Raw genomic sequence first — 16,807 nt, 5'->3', positions numbered from 1 at the left:
GATCACTCCTCAGCCCTGCAGGCCGCAGCACGCGAGTTCACAACACCGCAGCCCGGTCCGGCCGGAGGTGATGACGACCGGTGGGTTGCTCGTCGGGGTCCTGCACGGGGAATTGCGGCGCTATCTCAGGCTCCGCAACCCGATGCCGTTCGATCCCGCGCTCAGCCTCGACATCCGCTATGAGGTGCCAGACCGTGTACTCGCCATCGCCTGTTCCTGCGTGCTGACCCGCGGCGAACCGCAGTCCGGGCACAGGGATGTGGGTGAGGAGCAGGGCGAGGATGAGCAGGTTGAACAGGATGAAGGTGCTCAGCTGGATCCAGAACATGGCTTTGTCCTTCCAAATGCGGTGTTGTGGCTGGTCAGGTTTCGTGAGTGCGGATGGTGGTAAGAGCAACCATCGCCACTCACGTAAACGTCAGGGCTGTGCGGCGAGGACGTGCCAGCAGTCCATGCAGGTCTGCTCCCGCACCCAGTCCACTTCGGACCGATCGTGGAGCTCCGAGGCCTCGGCTTCCGCCCCGCAGTAGGCCTCGACGGTGTCCTCTGCTGGGGATTTCGTTGCTGCGATGGGAAAAGCGTGACGACCGCCGGTGACCGGACGCCACACGTAGGTCAAGTAACCAGACATGAGCAGCCTCCACTGCTGAAACGGATAGCTCTGCATTGACCGGTGACCGGGCGCGCGAGGGAGGGGACGCAGGCGCCCGGTCACCGAGGTGGGCTGGCGCGGCGGAGGTCGGGGGCAAACACCGCACCAGCCCGGCTAGAAGACCCGCCCCGCCTTTGACCTGTGAGAAACCGACGGGACGGGCTGTCGGGGCCAGCAACTCGCGCTGCGTAACCGTCCGACGACAATCAAGGTAGTCCACGTAATTACGTGGCGTCGATACTTCGAACGTGTGGATCTACGTACTGAGTTCGTGAAAGGTGGTGCAAGATGGGGGAAACCGACCATCGACGGAGGTAGGCATGGCCGCGATCTCGCCCGAGGAAACCGGCTTCCAAGCGGATGACGGCCTCGAACTCGGGCCCACCCTGCGCAGGCGGCAGCTCGGACGGAAGCTCCGCGGTTACCGCGAGCAGGCCGGACGCAAGGTGGCGGAAGCAGCCAAGTACGCCGGATTGCGCGATGCGACGGTGAGCCGAATCGAGAACGGTCGACACGCCATCAGGCCAGGCAACGTCCGACTCCTGTGCCAGTTCTACGGTGTCGGCGCACCGACCGTGGACACGCTCATGCGACAAGCCGAGGAGTCGAACGACCGCGGCTGGTGGACCGCGTTCTCCGACACCCTGGAGGACTGGTTCGAGACCTACGTCGACCTGGAAAGCGACGCCCGCGAACTGCTCACCTACAGCCCGACGCTCGTGGACGGGCTGCTGCAAACACCGGAGTACGCGTTGGCCGTCATGCAGGGCGGCTGGCCGGAGATCACCAAGTCCGATCTCCACCGATCCGTCGAACTCCGGCAAGCACGGCAGGAGAAGCTTCACCAACGAGGTTCGACGAAGCAACTCCACGTCGTGTTCGACGAAGCGGTCCTCCGCAGGGTCGTCGGCGGCCCCGAAGTCATGCGCGAACAGCTCGAGTCGCTGATCGAGTCGGCGGCGAAACCGAACATCACCATCCAGGTGATCCCGTTCTCCGCCGGAGCCCACGCAGGCATGAAGGGCGCCTTCTCCGTCCTCCGGTTCCCCGAAGGATTCGAGGACATGAACTCGGTCTACCTCGAGAACCAGCGCGGATCCGTGTGGCAGGAACGCCCCAACGACGTGGACCACTACAGCAACGTCTTCGAGAAGGTGAGCGAGCAAGCTCTCTCAACCTCGGAGACGACCGAACTGATGACTAGCCTGGTCAAGCACCTGTGAGGAACCCGGCTAGGGAGAAAAATGATCGACATGTCGCGTGCCGACTGGCGCAAGAGCAGTCGGAGTGGCAACACGGGCCAGTGCGTCGAGTTGGCCCAGAACCTGCCCGACGTCTCCGCCATCCGTGACTCGAAGGCCCCGGAGCAGGGCGCCCTGGTCTTCACCAAACCCCAGCTCAGCGCCTTCCTGACCAACGTGAAGGCAGGCCTGCTCGACCGCTGACACCGAACAGAGCCCCATCCCGGACACCGCGCCAGGATGGGGCTCTCCCATATCCGCGCTCCGTTTCCGCTGGTTGCGACTCGTGAGTACTTTGGGGTGCTATAGCCCCACAAAACACTCACGAGACCTGACCAGCAGAAACGGAGCCATCCCCGAGAACTGCGTTGAGTTCGAGCGCGACGGGGCGTCGGTCAGCCGTTGGGGTAAGCCGCCGTGATCGCGTGCGCACGCCACCTCGCGAACTGCGCGTACATGTCGTGGAGGAGATACAGGTCGCGGCGGCGGGTCCAGGGCTGGCCGGAGAGCTCGTCGTAGGTTCCGGGCATGGTGACGCCTTCGGGCGCGAAGGCCGTCATGCCCCGGTCGCGCGTGGTCAGAACGCAGCGCTTGACGTGGTCGCGGAACCCGACCACCCCTGCGGTGCCCGACGTGCCGCCGCGAAATGCGACGACCTGCTCCGCAACACCGTCGGTGCTCAGGTAGACGATGGTCCCGTCCGGCTGGACCACCGGTTCGACCGAGGTCACGCGATCCATCGAGTACTTGGTCTCGAGGAAATGGGCGATCTCCCACTGCGCGAAAACAGGGATGTCACGCGCTGCCCGGACCTTCGCCACGGCGTCCGCGAGAGCCTCGTTCACGGGTCCGGGCTCGTACCTGACGCGTGACGGGTCGCCGCCACCGGCCGGCGGGCGATTCCCGAACGAGTACGCCACCACGTAGTCGAGGCTCGCGATCGGCGCGACGGGCGGGTGCCAGTTGAAGCCGATGTCCTCGACAGCGGGCTCGACGGCGGCGGCCGTTGCCGCGTCGTCCAGCTCACGGGTGAGCGCGTCAAGCATGATTCGCTGCAGCGCACGGTCATTGGAAGGACTCGCGTTGGCCGGCGCCGCCTCGAGGAGGGGCATCGACGCCGCCGCGAGCGCGGCGGCCGAAACGAAGGAGCGGCGGTCCATGAGCGGCCTTTCGAGCGGGGAGAACATCATTCCCCCGCAACGTAGTTCCGCAGGATGAATCCCGTCCGAATTCAAGGCATGCGGCGCATGCACGAGAGCAACCAGCCGATGGCTCCGTTTCCGCTGGTTCCGACCCGTGAGCACTTTGGGTCGCTATAGCCACCCAAAACACTCACGGGACCTGACCAGCGGAAACTGATCGCTACGCTGAAAAACCATGGGCAGCGAGGACTTTCACGCGGAATCCCTTGAGGCGCGGCTGATGCGCGCCGAAGCCGCGCTCTACCGCCTCATCGCCTGACGCGAAAACCCTTGCTGCGCATGGCGAAGGGCCCCTGTCCGGAGGAGTCGGACAGGGGCCCTTCGGTCAATCGATCAACTTCAGCGGTAGTCGCGGCCGAAGTCGTAGTCGTCCAGCGGGACGGCCGCACCGGTGCCGGCGCCGAACACATCCGGGGTGTAGTAGCTGTCGTCGTAGGACGGGATCGCGTACGCCGCGGCCCGCGCCTCCTCCGTCGGCTGCACCTGGATGTTGCGGTACCGGTTGATACCCGTACCAGCCGGGATCAACTTACCGATGATCACGTTCTCCTTCAGGCCGACCAGCTTGTCACTCGCGCCCTCGATCGCGGCGTTGGTGAGGATGCGGGTCGTCTCCTGGAAGGAGGCCGCCGACAGCCACGACTCGGTGGCCAGCGACGCCTTGGTGATGCCCATCAGGACCGGACGGCCGGACGCCGGGTCGCCGCCCTCGGCGACGACGCGGCGGTTCTCCGCCTCGAACTGCGAGCGCTCGACCGGCGAACCGGGCAGGAACTCGGTGGCACCCGAGTCGATGATGATGACCCGGCGCAGCATCTGGCGGACGATGACCTCGACGTGCTTGTCGTGGATGCCCACACCCTGCGACCGGTACACCTCCTGCACCTCGCGCACCAGGTGCAGCTGGGCCTCGCGCGGGCCCATCACGCGCAGCACCTCGTGCGGGTCGACGGCACCTTCGAGCAGCTGCTGACCGACCTCGACGTGGTCGCCGTCGGAGATCTGCCGCTCGCTGCCGTCCACCGAGATCGCCGCGAGCCGCTGACGCTTGGACAGCTTGTCGTAGACGATCTCCTCGCCGCCGTCGTCCGGAATGATCGTGATCTTCCAGTAGCGGTCGTTGTCCTCCAGCCGGACGCGACCCGAGGTGTCGGCGATGGGCGCCTTGCCCTTCGGGACGCGGGCCTCGAACAGCTCCTGGACACGCGGCAGACCGGTGGTGATGTCGTCACCGGCGACACCGCCCTGGTGGAACGTACGCATCGTCAGCTGCGTACCGGGCTCACCGATCGACTGGGCGGCGACGATGCCGACGGCCTCGCCGACGTCGACCAGCTTGCCGGTCGCCATCGAACGGCCGTAGCAGACCGCGCAGACGCCGACGCCGGACTCGCAGGTCAGGACGCTGCGGACCTTGACCTTGGTGACCTTGGCGGCGAGCAGCTTCTCGATCGCCGGGTCGCCCAGGTCCGAACCGCGGGCCAGCACGATGTTGCCGTCGGCGTCGGTGACGTCGTCGGCCGTGGTGCGGGCGTAGATGCTGGTCTCGACGTGGGCGTCGCGCAGCAGCTTGCCGTCGGGCAGCAGCTCCGCGATCGGCATCTTGATGCCGCGCTCGGTGCCGCAGTCCGTCTCGCGGACGATGACGTCCTGCGAGACGTCCACCAGACGACGGGTCAGGTAACCCGAGTCAGCGGTACGCAGCGCCGTGTCGGCCAGACCCTTTCGAGCACCGTGGTTGGAGATGAAGTACTCCAGCACGGACAGGCCCTCGCGGAAGTTCGCCTTGATCGGGCGCGGGATGTACTCACCCTTCGGGTTCGACACCAGACCACGCATACCGGCCAGCTGAACGACCTGGGTCATGTTACCGGCGGCCCCGGACTTCACGATCGTGCTGATCGAGTTGTCCTCGGGGAAGTTGGTCTCCATGGCCTCGGCGACCTCGTCCTTGGCCGCCGTCCAGACCTTGACCAGCTCCGCGTTGCGCTCCTGGTAGGACAGCGCACCGCGGCGGTACCGCTTCTCGACCTGGTCGGCCTTGGCCTCGTACCCGTCGAGGATCTCGGTCTTGTTCGGCGGCACGACCACGTCGGTGATCGACACGGTCACACCGGAACGGGTCGCCCAGTGGAAGCCGGCGTCCTTCATCTTGTCCAGCGTCTGGGACACCGTGACCATCGGGTACCGCTCGGCGAGGTCGTTGACGATCGCGGCCTGCTTCTTCTTCGGCAGCAGGTCGTCGACGAACGGGTAGTCCTCGGGCAGCAGCTCGTTGAAGAACACCCGGCCCAGGGTGGTCTCGGCCAGCCACGGCTGACCGGGCTCCCAGCCCTCCGGGGTGGCGCCGCGCGACGGCACGACGTCCTTCAGCCGGATCTTGATCTTGGCCTGCAGCCCCAGCACACCGCGGTCGAAGGCCATGATCGCCTCGCCGACCGAGGAGAACGCCAGGCCCTCGCCCTTGGCACCGTCCACCTGCTTGGTCAGGTGGTACAGGCCGGTGACCATGTCCAGACGCGGCATCGCCAGCGGGCGACCCGACGCCGGGGACAGGATGTTGTTGCTGGACAGCATCAGGATCCGGGCCTCGGCCTGGGCCTCGGCCGACAGCGGCAGGTGGACCGCCATCTGGTCACCGTCGAAGTCCGCGTTGAACGCCTCGCAGACCAGCGGGTGCAGCTGGATGGCCTTGCCCTCGACCAGCTGCGGCTCGAAGGCCTGGATGCCGAGGCGGTGCAGCGTGGGAGCACGGTTCAGCAGGACCGGGTGCTCGGCGATGACCTCTTCCAGCACGTCCCACACCTGCGGGCGCTGGCGCTCCACCATCCGCTTCGCGGACTTGATGTTCTGCGCGTGGTTGAGGTCGACCAGCCGCTTCATGACGAACGGCTTGAACAGCTCGACCGCCATCTCCTTCGGGAGACCGCACTGGTGCAGCTGCAGCTGCGGACCGACCACGATGACCGAACGGCCGGAGTAGTCGACTCGCTTGCCCAGCAGGTTCTGGCGGAAGCGGCCCTGCTTGCCCTTGAGCAGGTCGGACAGCGACTTCAGCGGCCGGTTGCCCGGGCCGGTCACCGGACGCCCGCGACGGCCGTTGTCGAACAGCGCGTCGACGGACTCCTGCAGCATCCGCTTCTCGTTGTTGACGATGATCTCGGGCGCACCGAGGTCGATCAGTCGCTTGAGGCGGTTGTTGCGGTTGATGACCCGGCGGTACAGGTCGTTGAGGTCGGAGGTCGCGAAGCGGCCACCGTCCAGCTGCACCATCGGGCGCAGGTCCGGCGGGATGACCGGCACGCAGTTGAGCACCATGCCGCTCGGGTCGTTGCCGGTGGCCTGGAAGGCCGCCACGACCTTGAGCCGCTTGAGGGCGCGCAGCTTCTTCTGGCCCTTGCCGCTGCGGATGGTCTCGCGCAGCAGCTCGGCCTCGGCGGCGATGTCGAAGTTCGACAGCAGCGCCTGGATGGCCTCGGCGCCCATGCCGCCGGTGAAGTACTCGCCGTACCGGTCGTAGAGCTCGCGGTACAGGATCTCGTCGGCGACCAGCTGGCGGGGCTCCAGCTTGGTGAAGGTCTCCCAGATCTCGTCGAGCTTGTCGAGCTCGCGCTGCGCGCGGTCGCGCAGCTGCTTCATCTCGCGCTCGGCGCCTTCCTTGACCTTGCGGCGCTGGTCGCTCTTGGCGCCCTCGGCCTCGAGCGTGGCCAGGTCGCCCTCGAGCTTCTGGGCCCGCGCCTCGAGGTCGGCATCGCGCTGGTCAGCGATGTGCTTGCGCTCGACGCTGATCTCGCTTTCCAGCGTCGACAGGTCGTTGTGCCGCAGCTCGGTGTTCACACCGGTGATCACGTAGGCCGCGAAGTAGATGATCTTCTCGAGGTCCTTGGGGGCCAGGTCGAGCAGGTAGCCCAACCGGGACGGGACGCCCTTGAAGTACCAGATGTGGGTGACGGCAGCGGCCAGCTCGATGTGGCCCATCCGCTCGCGACGCACCTTAGCGCGGGTGACCTCGACGCCACAGCGCTCACAGATGATGCCCTTGAAGCGGACGCGCTTGTACTTGCCGCAGTAGCACTCCCAGTCCCGGGTCGGACCGAAGATCTTCTCGCAGAAGAGCCCGTCCTTCTCCGGCTTCAGGGTGCGGTAGTTGATGGTCTCGGGCTTCTTGACCTCGCCGTACGACCACTGGCGGATGTCGTCGGCCGTAGCCAGGCCGATGCGGAGTTCATCGAAGAAGTTGACGTCAAGCACGTCGGGTCTTCTCCCTTGGTCGAAAGGTTCTGCCGGCTAGGGGCAGGGGTGCCAGGTTGGGTCGGTCGCCGGTCCGCGGGATCGCTCCCGCGGACCGGCGGCGAGTGTCAGTGCGCGATGTCGTCGACGGACGGCGACTCGTTGCGGGACAGGTTGATGCCGAGGTTGGCAGCAGCGCGCTCCAAGTCCTCGTCCTCGCTGTCGCGCATCTCGATGGCCGCACCGTCGCTGGAGAGCACCTCGACGTTCAGGCACAGCGACTGGAGCTCCTTCAGCAACACCTTGAAGGACTCCGGGATGCCCGGCTCGGGGATGTTCTCGCCCTTGACGATCGCCTCGTAGACCTTCACGCGGCCCACCACGTCGTCGGACTTGATGGTGAGCAGTTCCTGCAGCGTGTAGGCGGCGCCGTAGGCCTGCATGGCCCAGCACTCCATCTCACCGAAGCGCTGACCACCGAACTGCGCCTTACCGCCCAGCGGCTGCTGGGTGATCATCGAGTACGGACCGGTCGAACGGGCGTGGATCTTGTCGTCCACCAGGTGCGACAGCTTCAGGATGTACATGTAGCCGACCGCGGTCGGGTACGGGTACGGCTCGCCGCTGCGCCCGTCGAACAGCTGGGCCTTGCCGTCGCCGCCGACCATGCGCTCGCCGTCGCGGTTCGGGCGGGTGGAGGCCAGCAGACCGGTGATCTCCTCCTCGCGGGCACCGTCGAAGACGGGGCTGGCGGTGTTGGTGCCGGCCTCGACCTCGTACAGCTCCTCCGGCAGGCGCTTGGCCCACTCGGCGTCACCGTCGATGGACCAGCCCTGGGAGGCGATCCAGCCGAGGTGCGTCTCCAGCACCTGGCCGATGTTCATCCGTCGCGGAACACCGTGGGTGTTCAGGATGATGTCGACCGGGGTGCCGTCGGAGAGGAACGGCATGTCCTCGGCGGGCAGGATCTTGCCGATGACGCCTTTGTTGCCGTGGCGGCCGGCGAGCTTGTCGCCGTCCTGGATCTTGCGCTTCTGCGCGACGTAGACCCGCACCAGCTGGTTGACGCCCGGGGGCAGCTCGTCGTCGTCCTCGCGGTTGAACACGCGGACGCCGATGACCTTGCCGGTCTCGCCGTGCGGCACCTTCAGGGAGGTGTCGCGGACCTCGCGGGCCTTCTCGCCGAAGATCGCGCGGAGCAGGCGCTCCTCCGGGGTCAGCTCGGTCTCGCCCTTCGGGGTGACCTTGCCGACCAGGATGTCGCCGCCCTGGACCTCGGCACCGATGCGGATGATGCCGCGCTCGTCGAGGTCGGCCAGCACGTCGTCGGAGACGTTCGGGATGTCCCGGGTGATCTCCTCGGCGCCCAGCTTGGTGTCGCGGGCGTCGACCTCGTGCTCCTCGATGTGGATCGAGGTGAGCACGTCGTCCTGCACCAGGCGCTGGGACAGGATGATCGCGTCTTCGTAGTTGTGGCCTTCCCAGGGCATGATCGCGACGAGCAGGTTCTTGCCCAGCGCCATCTCGCCGTTCTGGGTGCACGGACCGTCCGCGATGACCTGACCGGCCTCGATGCGGTCGCCCTCGTTCACGATCGGCTTCTGGTTGATGCAAGTCCCGTGGTTGGACCGCGAGAACTTGTTCATCCGGTACGAGCGGCGGGTGCCGTCGTCGGCCATGATCGTGACGAAGTCGGCGCACAGCTCCTCGACCACACCGGCCTTCTCGGCGGTGATGACGTCACCGGCGTCGACCGCGGCGCGCAGCTCCATGCCGGTGCCGACCAGCGGGGACTCGCTGCGCAGCAGCGGCACCGCCTGGCGCTGCATGTTCGCACCCATCAGGGCGCGGTTCGCGTCGTCGTGCTCGAGGAACGGGATCATCGCGGTCGCGGCGGAGACCATCTGCCGCGGCGAGACGTCCATGTAGTCGATCTCGGTCGGCGCGAGGAGCTCGACCTCGCCGCCCTTCCGCCGGCCCAGCACGCGGTCGTCGAGGAAGTTGCCGTCGTCGTCGATCGGCGCGTTCGCCTGCGCCTTGACGTAGCGGTCCTCCTCGTCCGCGGTCAGGTAGTCGATCTGGTCGGTGACCCGACCGTCGACGACCTTGCGGTACGGGGTCTCGATGAAGCCGAACGGGTTGACGCGGGCGAAGGTCGCCAGCGAGCCGATCAGACCGATGTTCGGGCCTTCCGGCGTCTCGATCGGGCACATCCGGCCGTAGTGCGAGGGGTGCACGTCTCGGACTTCCATGCCCGCGCGCTCACGGGACAGACCGCCCGGGCCGAGCGCGGAGAGGCGGCGCTTGTGCGTCAGGCCCGCGATCGGGTTGGTCTGGTCCATGAACTGGGACAGCTGCGAGGTGCCGAAGAACTCCCGGATCGCCGCCGTGATCGGGCGGATGTTGATCAGGGTCTGCGGGGTGATCGCCTCGACGTCCTGGGTGGTCATCCGCTCGCGGACGACGCGCTCCATGCGGGACAGGCCGACCCGGACCTGGTTCTGGATCAGCTCGCCCACGGTGCGCAGGCGCCGGTTGCCGAAGTGGTCGATGTCGTCGACCTCGACCGGCACGGTGGCGCCTTCGCCCTCACCGCGAGCGGGCATCTCGGTCTCGCCCGCGTGCAGGCGAACCAGGTACTCGATCGTGGTGACGATGTCCTCTTCGGTCAGCACGCCGGTCTCGTAGGGCAGGCCCAGACCGATCTTCTTGTTGACCTTGTAGCGGCCGACGCGGGCCAGGTCGTAGCGCTTCTCCTTGAAGAACAGGTTCTCCAGGAGGGTCTGCGCGCTTTCCTTGGTCGGCGGCTCGCCCGGGCGCAGCTTGCGGTAGATGTCGAGCAGCGCCTCGTCGGTGCCTGCGGTGTGGTCCTTCTCCAGGGTCGCCATCAGGGTCTCGGAGAAGCCGAACCGCTCGCGGATCGCCTCGGCCGACCAGCCCAGCGCCTTCAGCAGCACGGTGACCGGCTGGCGGCGCTTGCGGTCGATGCGGACGCCGACGGTGTCGCGCTTGTCGACGTCGAACTCCAGCCACGCACCGCGGCTGGGGATCATCTTGACGCTGAAGACGTCCTTGTCGGTGGTCTTGTCGACCGACTGGTCGAAGTAGACACCGGGGGACCGGACGAGCTGGGAGACGACGACGCGCTCGGTGCCGTTGATGATGAAGGTGCCCTTGTCCGTCATCATCGGGAAGTCACCCATGAACACGGTCTGGCTCTTGATCTCGCCAGTGCCGTGGTTGGTGAACTCCGCGGTGACGAACAGCGGGGCCGCGTAGGTCATGTCCTTGTCCTTGCACTCCTCGACGGAGGCCTTGACCTCGTCGAAGCGTGGGTCGGAGAAGGACAGCGACATCGATCCGGAGAAGTCTTCGATCGGGGAGATCTCGCCGAGGACCTCCTCGAGACCACCAACCGGAACTTCCTCGCCGGCGTCGACCCGGCGCTGGAACCAGGCTTCGTTACCGACAAGCCATTCGAAGGACTGGATCTGCAGGTCTAGCAGGTTCGGCACGTTCAACGGTTCGCGAATGTTCGCGAACGAGACCCGCTTGGGTGCCCCAGGGATCCCCGACGTGTAGTTGGAAGCTGCAGAGACCTTGGTCGCGCGGGAGACTGCCAAGATGCGTCCTTCCGGGACTCTGAACTGGCTACAGCCGCGTCATCAAAGCGCGCGTTACGCGAACGCACAGTCCGCTAACACAGCTGTCAAGGGTGCAAGTGGCGCCCGCCATCCTACGACCCGAACGCACGGGTAGACGGAAAGAGGGCAGCGCAAAGTAGCAGTCTAGCTGGAACCCCGCCAGCTGTCGAGGGGGCCCACTGATAGCGGCCCAGCCCCGCGTTGGCCACCAGAGTGAACCCCAGCGCGCCGCCAGTCAAGAGATCACGCTCCGATCACCCTCGTGGCGCAAAACACGATCACTGAACGTGGCCGTTCCGGACGTGCTTTTGGCTGGTCAGAGCACTACCACAGGTCGCCCCGAGCCGCTCCCCCACGACACTCCCGACCACCCTCCGAACGGCTCTTGACAGCACCCCGCCGGATCGCCCCGGGAGTGACCGGCGCCTCAACATTCGATGTCGATCACGACCGCTCCCGGACGACTGGGCCGAACGGAGTCAATCCGGCGAAGTCGCCCGCAACGGCTGACCCCTTGTGCTCGGATCTGCACCGACGGTCACGCGGAACACGAATTCGATCTTCGAATTCCCGATCTTGAACTGGGAGGTCGATTTGCGCCCGGGCACGCAGAGTCGCGAAATCGGCACCCGCGGCGAGGAAAACCGATTTCCCGGACTCCTGGTCACCTCCGCCGCTCCGGCCCCACCGGACCCGCCCGCACCACCGGCACCCGGTCCGAGCGAAAAGATCGGCTCGGCGCCTGTTCCTCCGAAATCGACGGTCGGGCGAACGCACCGCGCGAATTCGAGTCCGATCACGCGGCACCCCGCGGCCGGCCGATCCGGACGCAGCGGTGATCACTGCGTGGTAGCCGTGAGTATTAATGATCTCAACCGGAACCCCTCGTCGCGCGGGCCGAGTAGGTTCGGAGATCGAGCGGACCTCGCCCGCGGACACAGCTGTCCACCGGTGCGATCTCAGGTGGTGCACACGGACTATTCGGCGGCTGCGCGCGCCGGTAGCGTGTTACGACCCCACCGAGAATTCCCCCGACCCGGTGACCCGGTGAGCTAGCCACAGGAGAACGACCGATGACAGACGATGCAAGCCGCGCGAACGACCGGTTCGGCGGGCTGCAACGTTGGACCGCGGCGCAGAGCGCTCGGGGAGGTACCCGCTCCAGCTGGTTCACCGACGAACAGGACGTCACCCCGGAACCCCCGGCCCCGGAACCCGCAGCTCAGCTCCCGGATCCCCGCCGCGGCGCCGAGCAGCGCTACGCCGACGCGATCGCGGCGATGAACCAGATCGTCGCCACCCTCGACTTCGAGCACCTGCCCTGGGTCACCGAGGTCTTCCGCGCCACCGCGGGCATGCTCCGCGAGGACGACCCCGCGCGCGCGGGCGTGCTCAACAACCTCGGCAGCGCTGCGCAGCTGTCCCACCTGCGCAGCGGTGATCTGGCCGAGCTCGAGGACGCCATCGGCCACTACCGGTCGGCGACCACCGCGGCGCACGGCAACGACCGCGACCGGATCCTCTACCACTGCAACCTCGCCCTGGCGCTGGCCGATCTAGCGGGGAAGACGAACCGCGCGGCGACGGCGGCCGACAGCGTGCGGGCAGCGCGCAACGCCGTCGAGGAGGCCGCACGTCGCGACCCGCGACGGGCGATGGCGCTGGTCAGGCTGGCCAACGCGCTCAAGCTGCACGCCCAGCTGGCCGGCTCGGCCGCCTCCGACGACGAGTCGATCGAGGTGTTCCGGGAGGCCGCGCGGATCTCCCCGGCCAACGATCCGGCCACCTCCGAACTGCTGGTCAACCTCGGCTCCGGGCTGCTGCGCCGGTACCAGCGCAGCAACTCCCAGGACGACCTGGACGAGGCCATCAAGCACCTCGGCTCGGGCGCCGGGGCGCTCGCCGACGGCGATCCGCGCCGGGCGGCGCTCTGCGACCTGGCCCGTGCGCTGCGACTCCGGTTCCGGGCCAACGGCGACCTGACCGACCTCAACTCGGCGATCAGCGAGCTGGTCGGGGTCCTCGGCGTGCTCGACACCGGCCACCACCTGCTCGGCACCGCGATCTGGAACCTGGCCACCACCACCGTCGAGCACGTCGACGCCACCGGCGACGCCAGCCAGCTGCGCCGGGTGCTGCGGCCGATCGCCCCCGCGGTGCGCGCGATGTCCGCCGACGACACCGAGCGCGCCACCGCCCTCACGGCTTACGCGACCTTGCTGCGCAGGCACTTCGTGCACGGCGCCGAGCCGAAGGTGCTCGACACCGCCGTCACCGCGGGACAAGCGGCGGCCTCCGCAGCAGCGGCCGAGCAGCGCGGCGCGGTGCTCAACGCGCTGACCACGACGCTGATCGAGCGCTTCGAGCACAACCAGGACAGCGCCGACCTGGACAGCGCGGCCGACCTGGCGCGCGAGGCGGCCAAGGAGGACCCGTCCGCGCAGCACGTCGCGCTGACGCAGTTGGGGATCATCGCGGCGCACCGGTTCCGGCTGTCGAGCAGGACCACCGACGTCGAAACGGCGATCGAGCTGTTCGAGCAGGCGCTCAACGCCATGCCGCTGGACGCCCCGGAGCGCGCGAACGCAGCGATCCACCAGGCCCGCGCCTTGCAGTCGCTGTACCAGCGCAGCGGTCGCAAGCGCTACTACCGGTGGGCGCGCAAGGCGCTCATGGAGGCCGCGGAGCAGGACACCGCCCCTGCTGACCAGCGGCTTCGGGCAGCGGCGCTGGCCGGCCGGATCTGCGCGCAGGCGGGCCGCTGGCCCGAGGCGCTGGAGTCGTTCACCTACGCCGTCGACCTGCTGCCGCTGGTCACCCGGGGCAAGCGCGTCGTGGCGCCGCCGGTCTCCCAGCAGCGGTGGGCGTCGATCGCGGCGGACGCGGCGGCGTGCGCGGTGGAGAGCGGCGACGCCGAGCTGGCGGTGGAGCTGCTGGAGCACGGTCGCTCCGCGATCCTGGCGGACTTCCTGCCCACCGGCGGCGAGCTCGGTGAACTGCACCGCACCCACCCGGACCTGGCCGACGAGGCGGTCCGGCTGCGGCGCCTGCTGGACCGCCCGGTGGCCGAACCCGGTCTGACCGAGCTCGACGACCGGACCCGCCTGGCCCGCACCTGGGACGAGCTGCTGGCCGAAGCCCGCGCGGTGCAACCCGACCACCTGCGCCGCACCCCGTTCGCGAAGCTCGCCGAGGCCGCGCCGGAGGGCTCGGCGGTGCTGATCAACCTCAGCCGCTACCGCTGCGACGCGCTGGTGGTCATCGGCGGCCGCGCGCTGATCGTGCCGCTGCCCGACGTCACGCCCGAGAAGGCGGCCGAGCGCGCCGCGGAGATGCTCGAGTCGGCGCACCGGGACGAGCACTCGGTGCTGACCGATGGCCTCGACTGGACCTGGCGCTGCATCACCCGGCCGGTCCTGCACCGCATGGGCTACCTGAACACGCCGGCACCGGGCGCCCGCTGGCCCCGGATGTGGTGGAGCGCCTTCGGCGCCCCGGCGTTCCTGCCGGTGCACGCGGCGACGGCACGCACCGGCGAGTCCACTTTGGACCGGGTGGTCTCCTCGTACACGCCGACGCTGAGCTGCCTGCTGCGCGCGAGCGAACGCCCGGTCCCGGAGTCCGGAACCCCGCTGGTGGCAGCGGGTTCGGCGGAGATGGTGGCCCGCGAGCTGCCGCGGCAGAACCAGGTCCTGGCCAAGAGCTGGCCGTCCGCGGAGATCGCGGCGGTGGAAACGACGAACGCGGCGGAGATGCTGCGCATGATCCCGAACCACCCGTGGCTGCACGTCTGCGAACCGAGCTCGCAGTTCCCGACGCAACCGGCAGCGGGCATGCTCCTGGACCGCGAAGCCCCGCAGCGCCCGCTGGGCCTGGTCGAGCTCGGCCAGATCTCCTTGGACGAAGCGGAGTTCTGCTACCTCGGCCAGTGCGCGACGGCGGCCGACGAGCCCTGCGCGGCGGCGGTGTCCCTCCCGGCGGCGCTGGGCTTCGCGGGCTTCACCCACGCCATCGGCACCCTGTGGGAGGTCGACGAGGACAGCGCGGTGGCGATCCACTCGGACGTCTACGCGGACCTGTTCACCGACCACTTCGACACCGACCGAGCGGCCTACGCCCTGCACAACGCGGTCCGCCAGCTCCGGGCCCACTACCCGGACGAGCCCTCCCGCTGGTCCGCCCACGTCCACATCGGACCGTGAGCGTTTCGGGGTGCTATAGCGCCCCGAAACGCGCACGAGGGCTCAGCGGAGGGTGATCTGGCTGATCTTCCAGGTGTCGCCCTGCTTTTCGGCGCTGACCGAGATCTGGGCCGGGCCCGCGTTCTCGCCGGGGGCGTTGGCCCGCCTGGCGTGCTGGTCGACGAAGAGCAGCAGCTCCGCGCGGTCGCCCTGGAGGCGGGTCACGGAGCGCTCCTTCACCGTGGTGGTGACGATCAGCTGCTGCTGCGGGGCCTGGTCCTTGACCACCGAGAACAGCTCTTGGTAGCGCTGGACCGCCGGGCCGGTCAGCAGGTCCCGCGCCGCCGTCTCGGTCTTGGCCGTGTCGTTGAAGTCGTAGGAGAACAGCTTCTCCACGGCGTCGGAGACCTGACCGGTGACCTCGCTGGTCTCCCCGGCCGACACCAGCGCCTCGTTCGCGGCAGCACCGGTGTAGCGCACCGCGTAGGCCTCGACGCCGAACCAGACCGCCAACGCGGCGAGCACGACGGTAGCGGTCCACAACGCCCAAGCGGGCTTGCGCGCGGTAGCACCGGATTCGGCGTCGTCCGAAGCTCCGCCGGACTCGCTCGGCTCCGCCGCCGGAGCGCTCTCCGCTTCCGCTTCGAGCACCGCGACACCGGTCGCCGACCGCTCGGCGGCTTCCGCCGCCGCGGCTCCACCGGCGTCCGCCACGGCTTCGCCGCGCTCCGCCGCGACCTCGTCGACCTGCTCCGGCTCCGCCTCCGCGGGCTCCCGACGCTCCGCTTCCGCCGAAGCTTCGCCATCGGCCGGCTCCGCCTCCGCGACCTCCGCCGAAGCTCCGCCGCGATCAGCCGGCTCCGCCTCCTCCGAAGCTCCACCGCCATCAGCCGGCTCCGGCTTCGCCTCCGCGACCGCCTCCACAGCCTCCGCCGGGGCTGCGCCGGAATCCGCCCGCTCCGGCTTCGCCTCCGCGACGGCATCACCGCCGGCAGCTCTGGTCGGGACGTCTTCGTTGTGCGTCGGGCGGTTTCGCAGGCCCGCGACCTTGGGGCGGCGGGGTTGCTGCTTGCCGGGGCGGCGGTTGGTTGGCACTTGGGGGTACTCCTCGTGTTGCTCGCGCGGTCCGCCGTCAGCCCACCGGCACCAGGCCGAGGGCGCTGAGCTTCCAGGTGTCGCCTTCGCGGGTCAGTTCACCCTGGTAGCGGTCCTGCTTGGTGGCCGGTTGTTCCCCCTCGACGTTCACCGTCACCTGGAGGACCGCGATCATCCGCGCTTTTCCGGCTCGATCGTCGAGTTCGACGATGCCCGAGTCGAGGACGCGGGCCGTCGTGGTGCTGCGCTTCTGCTCGATCTGGGTCGCGTAGTCCTTGCGGCTCTGGCGGATCTCGTCGCGCAGCGGGCCGGTCGAGTGGTCTTCCCAGCTCTGGAGGCCGCGTTCGACGTCCCGGTAGTCCAGGGTGTTGAAGTTGATCATCGCGTTCTGCCCGTCGCGCAGCGCTTCGTCGCGCACCTCGGCGTAGGCGATCGAGGAATCGTTGGCCGCCAGGGCCCACGAGACCCCGGTGACCAGGCACGCGACCAGGCTCACCGCGAACAGCACCAGGCTGACGACCGGGCGCCGTCGGGTTCCTGCGGACATTCTCCGGCTCCTCTC

10 protein-coding genes are annotated in these 16,807 nt (G+C 68.3%); 3 read left to right on the top strand and 7 right to left on the bottom strand.

All coding sequences use genetic code 11. The features are described from left to right. Positions 1 to 37 precede the first annotated feature (37 nt). Both OU415_RS06045 and OU415_RS06040 read right to left on the bottom strand, forming a co-directional pair. A complete protein-coding gene (locus OU415_RS06045) occupies positions 38 to 328 on the bottom strand; it encodes a hypothetical protein (protein WP_270947580.1) in 291 nt (96 codons plus the stop codon). Positions 329 to 418: 90 nt separating this feature from the next. Further along, on the bottom strand, positions 419 to 631 hold the full coding sequence (locus OU415_RS06040) for a zinc finger protein (protein WP_270947579.1): 213 nt from the start codon (positions 629 to 631) through the stop codon (positions 419 to 421). Between the two features lie 341 nt (positions 632 to 972). Here OU415_RS06040 and OU415_RS06035 point away from each other — a divergent pair, with 341 nt between their 5' ends. Both OU415_RS06035 and OU415_RS06030 read left to right on the top strand, forming a co-directional pair. Continuing rightward, positions 973 to 1,875: a helix-turn-helix domain-containing protein gene (locus OU415_RS06035; protein ID WP_270947578.1), complete on the top strand. Its 903-nt coding sequence runs from the start codon at positions 973 to 975 to the stop codon at positions 1,873 to 1,875. A gap of 30 nt (positions 1,876 to 1,905) precedes the next feature. Beyond that, the gene (locus tag OU415_RS06030; protein WP_270947577.1) at positions 1,906 to 2,097 is read left to right on the top strand and encodes a DUF397 domain-containing protein; all 192 of its coding nucleotides are present in this window, start codon (positions 1,906 to 1,908) and stop codon (positions 2,095 to 2,097) included. Between the two features lie 191 nt (positions 2,098 to 2,288). Here the strand turns inward: OU415_RS06030 and OU415_RS06025 are convergent, their stop codons facing one another. From OU415_RS06025 to rpoB, 3 genes are all read right to left on the bottom strand, one after another. Then, a complete protein-coding gene (locus tag OU415_RS06025; protein ID WP_270947576.1) occupies positions 2,289 to 3,083 on the bottom strand; it encodes a hypothetical protein in 795 nt (264 codons plus the stop codon). A gap of 351 nt (positions 3,084 to 3,434) precedes the next feature. Beyond that, positions 3,435 to 7,346, bottom strand: a complete 3,912-nt coding sequence (locus OU415_RS06020; RefSeq protein WP_270947575.1) for a DNA-directed RNA polymerase subunit beta' — start codon at positions 7,344 to 7,346, stop codon at positions 3,435 to 3,437. Positions 7,347 to 7,453: 107 nt separating this feature from the next. Then, positions 7,454 to 10,948 carry a DNA-directed RNA polymerase subunit beta gene (rpoB, locus tag OU415_RS06015; RefSeq protein WP_270947574.1) on the bottom strand — a complete coding sequence of 1,165 codons (3,495 nt, stop codon included), beginning with the start codon at positions 10,946 to 10,948 and terminating at the stop codon, positions 7,454 to 7,456. Positions 10,949 to 12,042: 1,094 nt separating this feature from the next. Here rpoB and OU415_RS06010 point away from each other — a divergent pair. After that, positions 12,043 to 15,171: a CHAT domain-containing protein gene (locus tag OU415_RS06010; protein ID WP_270947573.1), complete on the top strand. Its 3,129-nt coding sequence runs from the start codon at positions 12,043 to 12,045 to the stop codon at positions 15,169 to 15,171. Between the two features lie 42 nt (positions 15,172 to 15,213). On the opposite strand, the gene OU415_RS06005 is transcribed toward OU415_RS06010, so the two are convergent. Both OU415_RS06005 and OU415_RS06000 read right to left on the bottom strand, forming a co-directional pair. Then, positions 15,214 to 16,245, bottom strand: a complete 1,032-nt coding sequence (locus OU415_RS06005; protein ID WP_270947572.1) for a hypothetical protein — start codon at positions 16,243 to 16,245, stop codon at positions 15,214 to 15,216. Between the two features lie 37 nt (positions 16,246 to 16,282). Continuing rightward, positions 16,283 to 16,792 (bottom strand): nuclear transport factor 2 family protein, encoded by a 510-nt coding sequence (locus OU415_RS06000; RefSeq protein ID WP_270947571.1) that lies wholly within the window; start codon positions 16,790 to 16,792, stop codon positions 16,283 to 16,285. Positions 16,793 to 16,807: the final 15 nt, after the last annotated feature.

Source organism: Saccharopolyspora oryzae (assembly GCF_027853915.1).
GTDB classification, from domain to species: Bacteria; Actinomycetota; Actinomycetes; order Mycobacteriales; family Pseudonocardiaceae; genus Saccharopolyspora; species Saccharopolyspora oryzae.
Note: the sequence above shows the minus strand (reverse complement) of the source record. Positions and strands in the feature narration are given on the sequence as shown.

Bases quoted from the DNA above. Each gene is read 5' to 3' on its own strand.
- OU415_RS06030 (WP_270947577.1), top strand. From the start codon at position 1,906: ATGTCGCGTGCCGACTGGCGCAAGAGCAGTCGGAGTGGCAACACGGGC.
- OU415_RS06040 (WP_270947579.1), bottom strand. From the start codon at position 631: ATGTCTGGTTACTTGACCTACGTGTGGCGTCCGGTCACCGGCGGTCGT.
- OU415_RS06000 (WP_270947571.1), bottom strand. From the start codon at position 16,792: ATGTCCGCAGGAACCCGACGGCGCCCGGTCGTCAGCCTGGTGCTGTTC.
- OU415_RS06025 (WP_270947576.1), bottom strand. From the start codon at position 3,083: ATGATGTTCTCCCCGCTCGAAAGGCCGCTCATGGACCGCCGCTCCTTC.
- OU415_RS06045 (WP_270947580.1), bottom strand. From the start codon at position 328: ATGTTCTGGATCCAGCTGAGCACCTTCATCCTGTTCAACCTGCTCATC.
- OU415_RS06010 (WP_270947573.1), top strand. From the start codon at position 12,043: ATGACAGACGATGCAAGCCGCGCGAACGACCGGTTCGGCGGGCTGCAA.
- OU415_RS06035 (WP_270947578.1), top strand. From the start codon at position 973: ATGGCCGCGATCTCGCCCGAGGAAACCGGCTTCCAAGCGGATGACGGC.